General features: G+C 71.7%; 12 protein-coding genes. 4 read left to right on the top strand and 8 right to left on the bottom strand.

Annotated features, from left to right (window positions below):
• Window positions 1-98 precede the first annotated feature (98 nt).
• The 3 genes from E2170_RS04835 (at window position 99) to rnfB (ending at window position 3,261) form a co-directional block, all read left to right on the top strand.
• The gene (locus E2170_RS04835; RefSeq protein WP_132999472.1) at window positions 99-527 is read left to right on the top strand and encodes a DUF2147 domain-containing protein; all 429 of its coding nucleotides are present in this window, start codon (window positions 99-101) and stop codon (window positions 525-527) included.
• Window positions 528-680: 153 nt separating this feature from the next.
• Complete coding sequence (metG, locus tag E2170_RS04830) at window positions 681-2,783, top strand: methionine--tRNA ligase (RefSeq protein ID WP_132999471.1); 2,103 nt, start codon at window positions 681-683, stop codon at window positions 2,781-2,783.
• Window positions 2,784-2,790: 7 nt separating this feature from the next.
• Window positions 2,791-3,261 carry an Rnf electron transport complex subunit RnfB gene (rnfB, locus tag E2170_RS04825; RefSeq protein WP_132999470.1) on the top strand — a complete coding sequence of 157 codons (471 nt, stop codon included), beginning with the start codon at window positions 2,791-2,793 and terminating at the stop codon, window positions 3,259-3,261.
• On the opposite strand, the gene E2170_RS04820 is transcribed toward rnfB, so the two are convergent.
• The 7 genes from E2170_RS04820 to E2170_RS04790 form a co-directional block, all read right to left on the bottom strand.
• Window positions 3,210-4,793, bottom strand: coding sequence for a tetratricopeptide repeat-containing sulfotransferase family protein (locus tag E2170_RS04820; RefSeq protein WP_243708053.1), 1,584 nt, complete (start codon window positions 4,791-4,793; stop codon window positions 3,210-3,212). The two genes, rnfB and E2170_RS04820, sit on opposite strands and share 52 nt — an antisense overlap.
• Window positions 4,790-5,779 carry a TraB/GumN family protein gene (locus E2170_RS04815; protein ID WP_133000021.1) on the bottom strand — a complete coding sequence of 330 codons (990 nt, stop codon included), beginning with the start codon at window positions 5,777-5,779 and terminating at the stop codon, window positions 4,790-4,792. The genes E2170_RS04820 and E2170_RS04815 overlap by 4 nt, the downstream gene beginning before the upstream one ends.
• A gap of 71 nt (window positions 5,780-5,850) precedes the next feature.
• Entirely contained in the window at window positions 5,851-6,834 is a 984-nt protein-coding gene (locus E2170_RS04810) for a DUF1684 domain-containing protein (protein ID WP_132999469.1), read from the bottom strand.
• Complete coding sequence (gene mutL / locus E2170_RS04805; RefSeq protein WP_132999468.1) at window positions 6,834-8,723, bottom strand: DNA mismatch repair endonuclease MutL; 1,890 nt, start codon at window positions 8,721-8,723, stop codon at window positions 6,834-6,836. Before mutL ends, E2170_RS04810 begins: the two co-directional genes overlap by 1 nt.
• A 73-nt stretch (window positions 8,724-8,796) precedes the next feature.
• Window positions 8,797-10,326 (bottom strand): N-acetylmuramoyl-L-alanine amidase, encoded by a 1,530-nt coding sequence (locus E2170_RS04800; protein WP_132999467.1) that lies wholly within the window; start codon window positions 10,324-10,326, stop codon window positions 8,797-8,799.
• Between the two features lie 81 nt (window positions 10,327-10,407).
• The gene (tsaE, locus tag E2170_RS04795) at window positions 10,408-10,899 is read right to left on the bottom strand and encodes a tRNA (adenosine(37)-N6)-threonylcarbamoyltransferase complex ATPase subunit type 1 TsaE (RefSeq protein WP_132999466.1); all 492 of its coding nucleotides are present in this window, start codon (window positions 10,897-10,899) and stop codon (window positions 10,408-10,410) included.
• A complete protein-coding gene (locus E2170_RS04790) occupies window positions 10,899-12,392 on the bottom strand; it encodes an NAD(P)H-hydrate dehydratase (RefSeq protein ID WP_132999465.1) in 1,494 nt (497 codons plus the stop codon). Before E2170_RS04790 ends, tsaE begins: the two co-directional genes overlap by 1 nt.
• Before the next feature lie 27 nt (window positions 12,393-12,419).
• On the opposite strand from E2170_RS04790, the gene queG reads away from it, so the two are divergent.
• Window positions 12,420-13,574: a tRNA epoxyqueuosine(34) reductase QueG gene (queG, locus tag E2170_RS04785; RefSeq protein WP_425477826.1), complete on the top strand. Its 1,155-nt coding sequence runs from the start codon at window positions 12,420-12,422 to the stop codon at window positions 13,572-13,574.
• Here queG and pgi read toward each other — a convergent pair.
• A complete protein-coding gene (pgi, locus tag E2170_RS04780) occupies window positions 13,546-15,060 on the bottom strand; it encodes a glucose-6-phosphate isomerase (protein WP_132999464.1) in 1,515 nt (504 codons plus the stop codon). The genes queG and pgi overlap by 29 nt on opposite strands.
• Between the last annotated feature and the right edge of the window lie 2 nt (window positions 15,061-15,062).

Raw genomic sequence — 15,062 nt, 5'->3', positions numbered from 1 at the left:
TGCTTTCCGGCGCGCAGCGCCGTGGACGCCGCATCGGCCACCATTGCGGTATAACTTGCCCATCGCGGCCCCGGGGGCCGCACCCCACGGAGTCTCGAATGCGTCCGATCCAGCTTGTCCTGCCCCTGCTCCTCGCCCTCCCCGCCGTCGCCTTCGCCCAGGCCTCGCCCGTCGGCCGCTGGAAAACCATCGACGACGAGACCAACAAGGCGAAGTCGATCGTCGAGATCACCCAGGCAGCCAATGGCAGCTACAGCGGCCGCATCGTCGAGCTGATCGATCCCAGCCAGCCCAACCCCGTCTGCGACAAGTGCAAGGACGACCGCAAGGGCAAGCCGATCACCGGCATGGAGATCATCCGCGGCATGAAGGCCGACCGTTCCGGCTTCTCGGGCGGCACCATCCTCAAACCCGACGAGGGCAAGGTCTACAAGTCGAAGATGGAGCTGGTCGAAGGCGGCGCGAAACTGAAGGTCTCCGGCTGCGTGGCCTTCATCTGCAAGTCGCAGGTCTGGGAGCGGATCTGACCTCCTAAGCGCGACACCGATCCATGCAGGGCCCGGCCACCGCCGGGCCCTTGTCGTTCAGGGGCCCCACTCCCTCACCGGGTCCGGGGGCGCCAGCCCGGCATGCGATGACCGCCGTGCGATAATCCGCCTCCCTCCGCACCCCAGCACGCCATGCCTCGCCCCGCGCTTGTCACCAACGCCCTGCCCTACGCCAACGGTCCCCTGCACATCGGCCACCTGGTCGGCTACGTGCAGGCCGACGTCTGGGTGCGCGCGCGGCGGATGGCCGGCGGCACCGTGCACTACGTCTGCGCCGACGACACCCACGGCACGCCGATCATGCTCGCAGCCGAGAAGGCCGGGACCACGCCAGAGGCCTTCGTCGCCGGCATCCAGGCCGGGCACGAGCGCGACTTCGCCGACTTCGGCGTCGCCTTCGACAACTACGACTCCACCAACTCCGACCGCAACCGCGCGATCACCGAAGCGATCTACCAGCGCCTGGATGCGGCCGGCCACGTCACCCGGCGCTCGGTCGCCCAGCTCTACGACCCGGTCAAGGGCATGTTCCTGCCCGACCGCTACGTCAAGGGCAGCTGCCCGCGCTGCGGCACCGCCGACCAGTACGGCGACAACTGCGAGCACTGCGGTGCCACCTATTCGCCCACGGAGCTGATCGAACCCCGCTCCGTGGTCAGCGGCGCCACGCCCGAACTGCGCGAGAGCGAGCACTTCTTCTTCGAACTCGGCCACTTCGAGGCCTTCCTGCGCGACTGGCTGGCCGGCGACGTCGCCGTACCGGGGGTCAAGGCCAAGCTGCTGGAGTGGGTCGACGGCGAAGGCGGCCTGCGCGCCTGGGACATCTCGCGCGACGCGCCCTATTTCGGCTTCGAGATCCCCGGCCATCCGGGCAAGTATCTCTACGTCTGGATCGACGCGCCAATCGGCTACCTGGCCAGCTTCCAGGCACTGTGCGAACGCGAAGGCATCGACTTCGACGCCTTCACCGCCGCCGGCAGCCAGGCCGAGATGCACCACTTCCTCGGCAAGGACATCATCAACTTCCACGGCCTGTTCTGGCCGGCGGTGCTGCACGGCGCCGGCCTGCGCGCACCCACGCGCCTGCACGTCAACGGCTACCTGACCGTGGACGGCGCCAAGATGTCGAAGTCGCGCGGCACCTTCGTGATGGCGCGGACGTACCTCGATGCCGGGCTGCCGGCCGAGGCGCTGCGCTACTACTTCGCGGCCAAGTCCGCCGGTGGCGTCGACGACATCGACCTCAACCTCGCCGACTTCGTGGCCCGCGTGAACTCGGACATCGTCGGCAAGTTCGTCAACCTCGCCAGCCGCTGCGCCGGCTTCATCGGCAAGCGCTTCGACGGCATGCTCGCCGACGCGCTGCCGGAGCCTGCGATGTACGCGCGCTTCGTCACCGCGCTGGCGCCGGTGCGCGAGGCCTACGAGTGCAACGAGCCCGCCAGCGTGCTGCGCCAAGTGATGGCCCTGGCCGACGAGGCCAACCGCTACATCGACGAGCGCAAGCCCTGGGTTATCGCGAAGCAGGACGGTGCCGACGCGGAACTGCAGGCGGTGTGCAGCCAGGGGCTGAACCTGTTCCGCGTGCTCGCCGGGGCGCTGCAGCCGGTGCTGCCGGCAATGGCCGCGCAGGTCGCCGGCTTCCTCGATGCGCCGCTGGCGCGCTGGGAAGACCTCGACGCGCCCCTCACCGGCCACCGCATCCAGGCCTACCAGCCGCTGTTCACCCGCATCGACCCGAAGCAGATCGCCGCCATGACCGAAGCCAGCAAGGAAGACCTCAAGCCCTCCGACGCCACCACCACGGGCAAGGCCGCGGCAGGCGCGAATGCGAAGGCTGCCGCCTCCACGGCGAAGGCCGCCGCGGCCGCCGAGGCGCAGGCCGCGCCCGATGCCGCGCCGGCCACCATCGGTATCGACGACTTCGCGAAGCTCGACCTGCGCATCGGCAAGGTGCTCGCCTGCGAATCCGTGGAGGGCTCCGACAAGCTGCTGCGCTTCGAACTCGACGCCGGCGACCTTGGCAGGCGCCAGATCTTCTCCGGCATCCGCGCCAGCTACGGCGATCCCGCCGCCCTGGTCGGCCGCAGCGTGGTGTTCATCGCCAACCTCGCGCCGCGCAAGATGCGCTTCGGCCTGAGCGAGGGCATGATCCTGTCGGCCGGCTTCGACGGCGGCGCACTGGCGCTGCTGGGCGCGGACGCTGCCGCCGAGCCCGGTATGCCGGTGCGCTGAGCCCGCCATGGGCGCACGCGCCTCCGAGGCCCTGGTCGAGCGCCTCGACCGCCTGCTTCCCCAGACCCAGTGCGGCCAGTGCGGCTACGCCGGCTGCCGTCCCTATGCCGAAGCCATGGCGGCCGGCGATGCCGCCGTCGATCGCTGTCCGCCCGGCGGCGACGCCGGGGCCCGGGCGCTGGCAAAGCTGCTGGGCGTGCCGCCCCTGCCCTACGACCGCGACCTCGGCGAGCATCGCCCGCCCGAGGTCGCACTGGTCATCGAGGCCGATTGCATCGGCTGCACGAAGTGCATCCAGGCCTGCCCGGTCGACGCGATCGTTGGCGGCAGCAAGCGCATGCACGTGGTCCTGGAACCGCTTTGCACCGGCTGCAGGCTATGCGTGCCGGTCTGCCCGGTGGACTGCATCGCGATGGTCCCGCCGCCTCAGTCGGCGATGTCGATCCCCGCGGCTTCCAGCAGCTCACGCACCGGCTGAAGCTGGCGTTCATAGCGCTTCCAGCGCCCGATGGCACGCCGGTTCACCGGCTCACGCACCTGGACCGCGCTGGCCGTGGCCACCGGCGTCGGGTTCTCCTCGAAACGTAGGCAGGCGTCTTCCCAGGGCAGGCCGCAGAAATCGACCACGCGACGCGCACCCGTCTCGAAATCGTCGACCAGCGCCTCGTACGAAACCTCGAGGATCCGTCCCGGCATGCGCTCCTGCCAGCTGCGCATCATCCGGTCGAACAGGACGTAGTAACGCGCGGTATCGAGAAGGTCGAACGAGTACTCGTACATCGGCGACCCGAGCGCGAACAGCTGACGGAAGTTGCCAAGCACGCTGTCCATGGGGTTTCGGCGCAGGCAGATGATGCTCGCCTTCGGCAGGGCCGCCGCGATGTAGCCGGCGTAGAGGAAGTTGTGCGGAAGCTTGTCCACGAATCGCGGCTTCACCGCCGTGCCCGGCCGCGTGCTGGCAAGGTAGGCCTCGCCCAGCGCCCCCCAGTCCAGGCCAGCACGGGTCCGCGCGACCACGTCCAGGTCCAGCACCGTCGGCGTCATGCTCCCGCTGGCGCGCTTGAGCGCGACGCTGAAGTTCTGCAGTTCGCCCGCCGCATGCACATGCGAGTGGCCTGTGACAACACGCTCCACCAAGGTGGTCCCCGAGCGCGGCAGGCCGATGATGAAGATCGGGTCCTGACTGTCACAGCCGGCCTCGGGCGGACTTGAGGGGCAGGCCTCCACGAGCGCATCGAACAGGGCTTCGTCGGTGGCGCTGGTGTAGGCGGGCGAATGCCGGCGCCAGGCGCGCTTGCCCGCGACCAGGCGATCCAGCGCTTCTTCGTGCTCGCCGCAATCCTCAAGCTCCTTGGAGAGCGCCAGGTCGATGCACAGCAGCGCCATGGGATCGTCGCCGAGGCCGTCGCGGATGCGGCGCAACTCGTCGATGTGGCTGTCGCCGCGCGAATGGCGCCTCAGCTGGGCGCGGGAGAGATAGGCCTTCCAGTAGCCGGGATCCAGGCGCAGGCAGGCGTCGAGCGCCTGTTCCGCACCTTCGGTATCGCCCGCATGGATCAGCGCGGTGGCATGGTTGTATTGGAACCGCGCCGAGTCCGGCGCCATCTCGGCGGCATGCCGGAACATCGTGGCGGCCTTCGCGTACGCGTGGGTGGCGGTATAGGCAAGGCCAAGCGCATCGAGCGTGGTGGCGTCGGCGCCCGGCAGCGCCGCTCCGCGCTCGGCGGCCTGGTAGGCGCGCGAAGGCTCGCTGGCCTGTGCCAGCGCGCGCGCGAGCTGCGCGAAGTAATCGGGACGAGCGGGATTGAGCCGCACGGCCTGCTCCAGCAGCTCGATCGCCAGCGGAATCTGCAGCAGCTCGCGGGCGGCGACCCCGGCCACGAAGCACACGCCAGCATGCGGCGGCACCTCGCGCAGCAGCGCCATCGACAGCGACTGTGCCGTGCGCCAGTCGCCACGGTTGAGCGCCTCGATCGCCTCGTGGTAACGCTCGCGGGGATCCGTGCTCACGGCGCCGCGCACACCGAGCACACGCGCTCGACGGTGTAGCCCTTCGCGCGCAGCTTCTCGACCACGCCGTCCTTGCCCAGCAGGTGCATGGCACCGACGACCACGAGGGTGTCGTCCTCGCCGTCCTCGCGCAGGCGCGCCTCGAGCCTGGGTACCCAGGCATCGTTGCGTTCGACGTTGATCGCCCGGTACAGCTCCGGGAAATCGCGGCGCAATTCCGCCACCGTGCCATCGAGGATCGCCTCGACGTCGCCCGCCCTCCACGCCGCGTGCAGGGCCAGCATCTGGTCCGCGCCTGCTTCGGCCTGGTCGAGCGCCTGCTCCAGCATCTGCAGCTGTTCGGCCGGGGCCATGCCGTCGAGGAAGGCGATCTGCTGGGCGCCGCTCTCGAGTCCCGCCGTCGGCTTCTGCGCCTTCTGCGCCAGGCCGCCCATGTGCGCGTCCAGGCCCAGGGCCGGGTCGAAGCCGATCCCGGTCATCTGGGTGATGGTCACCATCATGCCCACGAACCAGGGCTCGAAGCGCTGCAGCAGTTCGACCGTCATGCCGGTCGCGGCCAGCTGGGCGGCGTTCTGCGTACCCCAGTCCGCCAGCTTCGCCGCCAGCTCCGGGCCGAGCTGCTCGTCGAGCGTACTGCCGTCGGTGCGCATCGCGGCCTGCGCCATCTGGATCCCCAGCTGCGGCGAGGCCAACTCCTCCGGCGACATCTCGAACACCAGCTTCTCGGCATCGGCGAAGGCCAGGTCGACGTCGCGCGACAGCGGATAGTCGTCGGGCAGCAGCAGGTGGAACGAGCCCAGCAGGTACAGCGAGTTGTCCTCGTCGGACACCTTCCAGAGCAGGGGCACCGGCGGCGCCTTGGCGGCTTCCGTCGCGGCGGCCGGCTTCGGCGCGTCCGTCTGCGCGGCGGTCGCGCCGCCCGGTGCCGCAACCGCGGCGATGGTAGCGCCTGCGGCGACGATGGCGGCAAGCACGGCAACGATCATGGGCGCGCGCGCCCGGTTCTGGGTCTGGGACATGGGCTTCCTTTCGTTCGTGTGTGACAGGTGGTGACGGGTCAGCTGCCGGCATTGGCGGGCGCGGGCTTCGCATAGGCCTTCTCGCCCGCGGTCACGGCGAGGTCGAGCCGGTTGTCCGGCGGCGGCAGCGGGCAGGTGGCAAAGTCGGTGAAGGCACAGGGCGGATTGTAGGCACGGTTGAAATTGAGCATGATCCGGCCCTGCGCATCAGGCGCGGCGGTATCCAGGTAGCGGCCCGCACCGTAACTTTCATGGCCACTGGTGCGGTCGGCGAGGATCAGGAACAGTCCGCCCTCGCCGCCGTCCAGGGCTTCGAGACGATAGTCCGCGCCGCCGCGGCTGAACTCCACGACGCCCGGATTGGGCATCTGGTCCACACCGCCGACGATGTTCGCGACCTCGATCGTCTGCCCCGGCGGATGCGCCACGAAGCGCCCTTCAAGCACCCAGGCTTCGTCCACGGGCCAGTAGTCGATGCGGCCGAAGCCGGTGCGCGCCGGTGCATCGGCATGCTTCATACGCAGCGCCTTGCGCGCCCCGCGGGTGATCAGGGACAGGCGGCCACGGCCTTCGTCGAAGCGCAGCTCGGTCGGGGCTTCGGCGGCATCGTCGTGCAGCTCCACGCGGCCGGTGACCGGCGCGTCGTCCACGGTCACCGCCACGCCGCGCTCGGGGGTGAAGTACACCTTGCTCCTCTCCTGCTGCACCAGGCCCAGCTTCTCCGGCCCCAGCGCCAGGCGGATGCCGCTGGTGGGACTGCTGCCGATGTAGTGCGCGCGCAGCTCCAGCCAGTGCAGGCCGACCAGGCTGGTCCAGCCGTCCTCCGCGAGCAGGCCCACGCGGCGCTCTTCGCGCCATTCGGCTTCCGACGCGGCCAGTGCGGCGCTGGCTTGCGGTTGCGTCGCGGCGGCGTCCCCGGCGCCATCGCCCGCGCCAGGCGCGCTCGAACCACAGGCCGCCAGCGCGGCGGTGAACACCAGGCAGGCCGTGGTGGCGGCCCTGCGCGGGATGGATCCGGTCATCAACGTCCCCTCATGAACCAGCGATCGATTTCGGCGAGCGAGAAGCGCGTCCAGGTCGGACGGCCGTGGTTGCACTGCCCGGAGCGCTCGGTGGTCTCCATGTCGCGCAGCAGTGCGTTCATTTCGGCGATGGTCAGGCGACGGTGCGCTCGCACCGCGCCGTGGCAGGCCATCGTCGAGAGCAGTTCGTCGCGGGCCGCGCGCACGCGGCGGCTTTCCCCATGCTCGCGCAGGTCGGCGAGCACGTCGCGCAGCAGGGCCTCGGTGTCGCCGTGGGCCAGCAGCGCCGGCACGCCGCGCAGCATCAGCGACTGCGGGCCGGTGCGCGAGACCTCGAAGCCGAGCTCGGCGAACGTGGCCGCTTCGCGCTCGGCGATGTCGGCCTCGCGCTCGCTCACCGCCACGGTCTGCGGCACCAGCAGCGGCTGGATGCGCAGGCCGCTGCCGTCATGCGCGGCCTTGAGCTTCTCGTAGCCGATGCGCTCGTGGGCGGCGTGCATGTCGACCACGACCATGCCGTCGGCGGCCTCGGCGAGGATGAAGATGCCGTGCAACTGGGCGACGGCGAAGCCGAGCGGCGGGATGCCGTCCTCGCCAGTATCCGGCATCGGGCCCTGCGGGCCGGGCAGCGACCAGCCACTGTCGGCCACGGCGCTGCCGGACGGCGCACCCGCGCCCCCGGCATCGAAGCCGCCCGCCACACCGCCGCCATAGAGCATCGCCATCGCGTCGCGCGCGCCGTCGCCGCTCAGCGACAGGTTCGACTGGCCGCCCACGCGCGCGGCCAGCTCGCGCGAGACCTGGGCCTGCGTGCTCACGGCCGCCACCAGCGGCGCGTTGCCCGCGCGGGTGCCGGCGAGCGCCTCGTGCAGGGCGCGGTAGACGAAGTCGTGGACCATGCGCGCATCGCGGAAGCGCACCTCGTGCTTGGCCGGGTGCACGTTGACGTCCACGCGCGCGGGATCGAGCTCGAGGAACAGCACGTAGGCCGGCTGCCGCCCGTGGAACAGCACGTCGGCATAGGCCTGCTTCACCGCATGCGCGACGCTGCGGTCGCGCACCGCGCGGCCGTTGACGTAGAGGTACTGCTGGTCGGCGCTGGCGCGCGAGTACGTCGGCTGCGCGATCCAGCCGTGCAGGCGCAGCGCGGGCGCGGCGTCGCGGCCCTCGTCGGCCGGGCGCGGTGCGGTGGCGTGTTCGACCCGCAGCGCGGCCTGGGCGAAGGCCTCGCCCAGGGTCTCGACCAGGCGCTCGCCGCCCTCGCCTTCCAGCAGCCCCTCGCCCTCGCCACCGCGGTAGCGCCGCGACGGCCGGCCGTTGTGCGAGACCCGCAGCTCCACGTCCGGCCGCGCCAGCGCCAGCGAGCGCAGCCATTCCTCGATGTGCCCGAGCTCGGTGCGCTCGGCGCGCAGGAACTTGCGCCGCGCCGGCACGTTGTAGAACAGGTCGCGCACTTCCACCGTCGTGCCCTGTGGATGCGCCTTCGGCACCACCTCGCCCACGCGGCCGCCGTCGACCGCCAGCGAGGCACCGTGGTCGGCACCCGTGCGGCGCGAACTCAGGCTGAAGCGGCTGACCGAGGCGATCGACGGCAGCGCCTCGCCGCGGAAGCCGAGCGTGGCCACCACTTCCAGGTCGTCGAGCGAGGCGATCTTGCTGGTGGCGTGCCGCGACACCGCCAGCGGCAGCTCGTCGGGCGGAATGCCCTGGCCATCATCGCGCACGCGCACCAGGCGCACGCCGCCTTCCTCGAGGTCGATGTCGACGCGGCGCGCACCGGCGTCCAACGCGTTCTCCACCAGTTCCTTGACCACCGATGCGGGGCGTTCGATGACCTCGCCGGCGGCGATCTGGTTGACCAGGATGTCGGGTAGCTGGCGGATGCTCAATGAACTGCGCGCGCCCGGCGGAACACGCCGGGCCGATGGGGGCCAGCCCCGATGATAAGCGAGCTTCGCGCCCTCAGCGGCTGCCGCCGCTGGCCGCCGCCGAAGAACCGCCACCCGAAGCCGCCCGCATCGCGAACAGCGTGCCCGGCGGCGGCTGGCTGGTGAAGTAGGTCTTGACGCCGTCGAGCACGGCGGTGGCGACCTTGGACTGGAAGGCCGGGTCGATCAGCCGCTTCTCTTCCTCCGGATTGGACAGGAAGGCGGTCTCGACCAGCATCGCCGGCATGTCCGAAGTGCGCAGGACCGCGAAGTTGGCGCGCTCGATGTGCGGCTTGTGGTTGTTCCCGATGCGCTTGAGGCCGGCCAGGATGTGGTTGCCCGCGTCTTCGGAGGCCTTCATCTGCCCGCTCTGGGTGAGATCCAGCAGCACGTTGGTGAGCGTGCTGTCCGACGTCGCCACCTTGCCACCGCCGATCAGGTCGGCCGCGTTCTCCTTGTCCGCGAGCCAGCGCGCGCGCTGCGAGGACGCACCCTTGAGCGACAGCACGTAGACCGAGGAGCCCTTGGCGTTGCGGTTTTCGGCGGCGTCGGCGTGGATCGAGATGAACATGTCCGCGCCGGCGGCGCGCGCCAGCTGGGCGCGACGGTTGAGCGGGATGAAGACGTCGGTGTCGCGCACCAGGTGGGCCTTGAGGCCTGGCGTGGCATTGACCTGGCGCGCCAGCTCGCGGGCGATGGCCAGGGTGATGTCCTTTTCGCGCTTGCCGGTGGGGCCGACGGCGCCGGGGTCCTGGCCGCCGTGGCCGGCATCGATGGCGATCACCAGCGGACGGGCGGGCCCGATGGCTGCAGGCTTTGCGGCAGGCGGCGGCGGGGCGGCCTGCGCCGCGGGCTCGCGCTGCACCGGCGTGGGCACGCCGGTCGCGACGGTGGTCGGCACCGCCTGCTGCGGCGACGGGTCGCTCGATGGCTGCGGCCGCTGCGGCGATGCCGTGGACGGGGCCGTGGGCGCGCTGGCACCCGCGGCCGGAAGATTCGCGATCAGGCGCGAGGTCGCCTCGGCCGAAGCGCGCGCGGTGTCGGCAGCCGAGGCCTCGGCCGCCTGCGGGCCGGCCTGGGTCGCGGCCGCGATCCGGGCGATCGGGTCGGCGCCACCGGCAGCGGCCGGCGCGGGAGTGGTCGCAGCCGTGGCAGGACCGTGGTCACCCGGCCATTCGAGCACGAGGCGGACGCCATCAGCGTCGGATTCGAAGCGGGGCTTGAGCGCGACCACCGGCATCGCCAGGTCAAAGACCACGCGCGTGGTGCCCGGCTCCGGCTGGCCCACGCGCACGCCTTTGACCACGCCGGCGCCCGCCGGCGGTGCCACGCGCTGCGCGACGCGGCTGCCCGGGAAGTCCACGACCAGGCGGTCGGGGCCTGACAGCGGGATCAGCTTGTAATCGGCCTGCGCGTCGAGCTTCAGTTCCGCCCGCGTGCCCGTCGGGCCTGCGGTGACGCGCAAATCATTGATTTCCGAAGCTTTCGCGAGATTCCAGATCAGCGCGGCCAGCAGGGCCGCGCCGAGGAGGACTTGTTGGAGGTTGATTCCCCGGACTCGCATGGGCGCAAGTGAAGCACCATGTCGCGATCTTTGCAACAGGTTTTCCCTTATTAATCCGGCACCTGCCCACCCTTCCTGCGGCTACGGTTCAGGAAGCCCCCGCAAACGGCATTGTTCTTCGAAGGTGGCCAGCCAAGCTGCGCCCGCAGGGCCCTGGAAAGCCAGGCGGCAACCCCTTCCCACGCCACTGACCGCCAGCGAGACCTCCAGATCAGGCCCGGGAAGCGCCCCGAGACCGCGTTCGGGCCACTCGACCAGCCACAGCGGGGCGTCGGCATCGTCCAGGCCCAGGAATTCCAGCTCGCCGGCGTCGCCGATGCGGTACAGGTCCAGGTGCAGGGCCTCGCCGCCGCCCTCCAGCGGGTAGCGCTCCACCAGGGTGTAGGTCGGGCTGCGCACCGGCCCGGTCACGCCCAAGGCCCGCAGCCAGGCCCGGGCCAGGGTCGATTTGCCGGCGCCGAGGTCGCCGCGGAGATGGACGACGGCGTTCGACGGTCGGCTGGCCGCGAGTGCCGCGCCCAGCGCGGCGGTGGCGTCTTCGTCGGCGAGGAACAGTTCGCGCACGCCGGCCATCAGTCCCGCCCCGGCTGGCGCAGCGCCGCGATCAGGTCGCTGGGCAGCAGGCCGCGGCCACCGCCCGTGGCCGCCGCGCGGTCCCCCGCCACCGCATGCTGCAGCGCGCCGGCCACCGCAGCTTCGGCCGCTGGCAGGCCCTGCGCGCGCAGCGCGGCGATGATGCCGGTGAGCGCGTCCCCCATGCCGCCCACGGCCATGCCCGGGTTGCCGGCATCGATGATCCACGTCGATCCGCCGGGTGCGGCCACCACGCTGCCAGCACCCTTGAGCACCACCACGCAGTCGAAGCGGCCGCACAGAGCACGGGCGGCGCCGATGCGGTTGCGCTGGACCTCGCGCACGGTCCGCCCGAGCAGGCGAGCGGCCTCGCCAGGATGCGGCGTGAGCACCGTATCCGCGGGCAGGCTGCGCGGACTGGTGGCGAGCAGGTTGAGCGCGTCGGCGTCCATCACCAACGCATGGGCACCGGTGACCGTCGCACGGAGCATGCCCGCGGCCCAGTCGTCGCGCCCCAGCCCCGGGCCGACGGCGCAGACGTCGGCGCTGGCGACCAGGCGGGACACCCCGGCCGGATCCTCGACCGCGTGCGCCATCGCCTCGGGCGTGTGCGCCAGCAGCGGGGCCACGTGGATCGCACGCGTGGCGACGCTGACCAGTCCTGCACCAGCACGCAGCGCCGCCGCCGCAGCCAACAGCACCGCGCCGCCCATGCCGTGGTTGCCGCCAACCACGAGCACGTGGCCGGAGCTGCCCTTGTGCGCGGTTCGCGCGCGTCGCGGCAGCAACGACTCGAGCGAAGACTCGCGCAGCCGCCAGGCCGCCGCCGGCACCCCGTCGAAGGCCCCGCTCGGCAGGTCCAGCGGCGCCACCGCCGTCTCGCCGACGTGGTCCAGCGCTGCACCGGTCGCAAGTCCGGCGTGGTGGGCGATGAACTGCAGGGTGCGCTTCGCGCGGATGGCGATGCCGGCCACGTCGCCGCAGGATCCATCCACGCCGGAAGGCAGGTCGAGCGCGAGCACGTCGGCGCCGCTGCTGGCGATCGCCGCGAACAGCGCGGTGCTGGCGTCGTCGGCACGGCCGTCGAAGCCGATGCCGAAGATCGCGTCGACCACCAGGTCGCAGTCGGGCAAACCGGCACCGGCCGCGGATACCGGGCCCCCGGCCGACACGAATGCGGCCCAGGCACGCCGCGCCAGCGCGCTGCGCGGTGCCTGCCCCTCGGCGTGCAGCACGCGCACGTCGCGCCCCGCCTCCAGCGCGTGCAGCGCGAGCACGTAGCCGTCGCCACCGTTGTTGCCGGGGCCGCAGGCCACCACGATGCGCTGAGCCCGCGGCCAGTGCTGCAGCAGGTAGCGCCAGGCCGCCGCGCCTGCACGCCGCATCAGCTCGAAGTCGTCCCCGTCCAGCAGCGCGATCGCCTTCGCCTCCGCCCGGCGCACACCGGCGATGTCGTACAGCGGCGTGGCGGCGTCGGCGCGGGGAACCTGCATCGTCGGGGATTCTATACTCGCGCCACCATGTCCCCGCCTCCCGCCAACGCCCGCGTCGCGGCCGCCCTGCCGGCCGCCGCCAGCCCGCCGGATCCGGCCGCGCTCGCGGCGCGGATCCGCGGCCTGGTGCGCGAGGCCGGCTTCCAGCGCTGCGGCATCACCGGCATCGACCTTGGCGCCGACGAGGGTCACCTGCGCGGCTGGCTGGCGCGCGGCTTCCACGGTTCGATGGACTGGATGGCGCGCCACGGCGACAAGCGCTCGCGGCCGCAGGAACTGGTGCCGGGGACGATCAGCGTGCTCTCGGTCGGCCTCGACTATGGCCGCCGCGACGACATTGAGGCCTGGGAGACCCTGGCCGACGGCGAGCGCGCCTACGTCGCCCGCTACGCGCTCGGCCGCGACTACCACAAGCTGATGCGCAACCGGCTGCAGAAGCTGGCCGACCGCATCGCCGCCGAGGTCGGTCCCTTCGGCCACCGCGTCTTCGTCGATTCGGCGCCGGTGCTGGAGCGCGCGCTGGCGCGCAACGCCGGCCTGGGCTGGATCGGCAAGCACACCTGCCTGATCGACCGCGACGGCGGCTCCTGGTTCTTCCTGGGCGAGATCTACCTCGACCTCCCGCTGCCGCCTGACGCCCCGGCCACCCCGCACTGCGGAAGCTGCACGCGCTGCATCGATGTCTGCCCGACGCAGGCGATCCTGGGCCCGAACGTGCTGGATGCGCGGCGCTGCATCAGCTACCTCACCATCGAGCACGAGGGATCCATCGACGAGGAACTGCGGCCGCTGATGGGCAACCGCATCTTCGGCTGCGACGACTGCCAGCTGGTGTGCCCCTGGAACAAGTTCGCGCGGCGCAGCGACGAGCCCGACTTCCGCGCCCGCAACGACCTCGACACCGCCAGCCTCGCCGAGCTGTTCGCCTGGGAGGAGGACGAGTTCCTGCGCCGCACCGAAGGCACCGCCCTGCGCCGCAGCGGGCATGCGCGCTGGCTGCGCAACATCGCCATCGCTCTGGGCAACGCACCGACCACGCCGACGGTTCTGGCGGCTCTGGAAACCCGCAGCGCCCACCCCGACCCGGTCATCCGCGAACACGTGGAATGGGCCCTGGCACAACACGCCCCCCCGGACCCAGCGCCCCGCGACTTCAACCGCGCGCGCGGATCTCTTCGATGAGCGCATGCGTCACCGGGTCGCCAGCCCCCGCCTCGCCGCGCAGCGCAGGCAGCAGTTCGCCGGCGATGCGCTTGCCCAGCTCCACGCCCCACTGGTCGAAGGCGTTGATGCCCCAGAGCACCGACTGCGCGTAGACGCTGTGCTCGTACATCGCCAGCAGCGCGCCGAGCGAATGCGGCGTCAGTTCGTCGAGCAGGAACAGCGTCGACGGCCGGTTGCCCGGATAGGCCTTCTGCGGATCCTCCGCGGCGTGACCGTTGCCCAGGGCTTCGGCCTGCGCCAGCAGGTTGGCCAGCAGCGCCTCGTGGTTGCCGCGGTGACCGTGCGCCGGGCGCACCACGCCGATGAAGTCGGCGGGCACCACGTCGCTGCCCTGGTGCAGGGCCTGGAAGAAGCTGTGCTGGGCGCCGGTACCCGCCCCGCCCCAGACCACGGGCACGGTCGCCACGCCCGGCGCACGGCCGTCGCTGCGCACCGACTTGCCGAGGCTTTCCATCACCAGCTGCTGCAGGTAGTCGGGCAGTCGCGCCAGGCGCTGGTCGTAGGGCAGCACCGCCTGCGTCGGCAGGCCGAGCGCATTGCGGTTCCACACCGCCACCAGCGCGTGCAGGATCGGCAGGTTCGCTTCCAGTGGCGCCTCGACCGCGTGCGCATCCATCTCCGCGGCACCGGCCAGCAGCGCCTCGAAGCCGTCCGTGCCGATCGCCAGCGCGATCGCGAAACCCACCGTGGACCACAGCGAATAGCGCCCGCCGACCCAGTCCCACATCGGCAGCACCCGCGACGGATCGACGCCGAAGGCCTCGGCTGCCGGCACGTTGGCGCTGACCGCATACAGCCGCTCCCCATCGCCCAGCCACTCACGCACCAGCGCGCCGTTGAGCAGGGTTTCCTGCGTACCGAAACTCTTGGACACCAGGATCGCCGCCGTGCGCGCCGGATCCAGGCCGCGCAGCGTGTGCTGCACCTCGCTGCCGTCGACGTTGCTGACGAAATGCAGCCGGAAGCGGCCGTCGCCGAAATCCTTCAACGCATCGACCGCGAGCCGCGGACCGAGGTCCGAGCCGCCGATGCCGATGTTGATGACGTCGGTAACGCCGGATTCGCGCAGCGCGGCGACCAGCGACGCCATGCGCGCGCGCGCTGCCAGGGCATCGGCGTGCGCCGCGCGCGCGGCCTCGCCGCGGCCGAGGTCCGAGCGCAGTGCCGTATGCAGCGCCGCGCGCCCTTCGGACACGTTGACTTCGGCGCCATCCACCAGCGCGCGCAGCGCCAGCGACAGGCGCACGTGCCCGGCCAGCTCGCCGAGCGTGGCCAGGGTGGCCGCGTCGATGCGCTGGCGCGCGAAGCTCGCGTACACCGGCCCCACGCGCAGCGCCATCGACCGCGCGCGCGCGGGGTCCGCGGCGACCAGGTCGGGAATGCGGGCGCCGGCGAGGCGCTCGGCGTGGTCGAGGAACTGCCGGACGAGCGCTTCGCCCGCCACGG

Source organism: Luteimonas arsenica, assembly GCF_004352825.1.
In the GTDB taxonomy this organism is placed as follows: Bacteria; Pseudomonadota; Gammaproteobacteria; order Xanthomonadales; family Xanthomonadaceae; genus Luteimonas; species Luteimonas arsenica.
The sequence above is the reverse complement of the archived record's forward strand: the minus strand, read 5'-3'. Positions and strand labels throughout refer to the sequence as shown.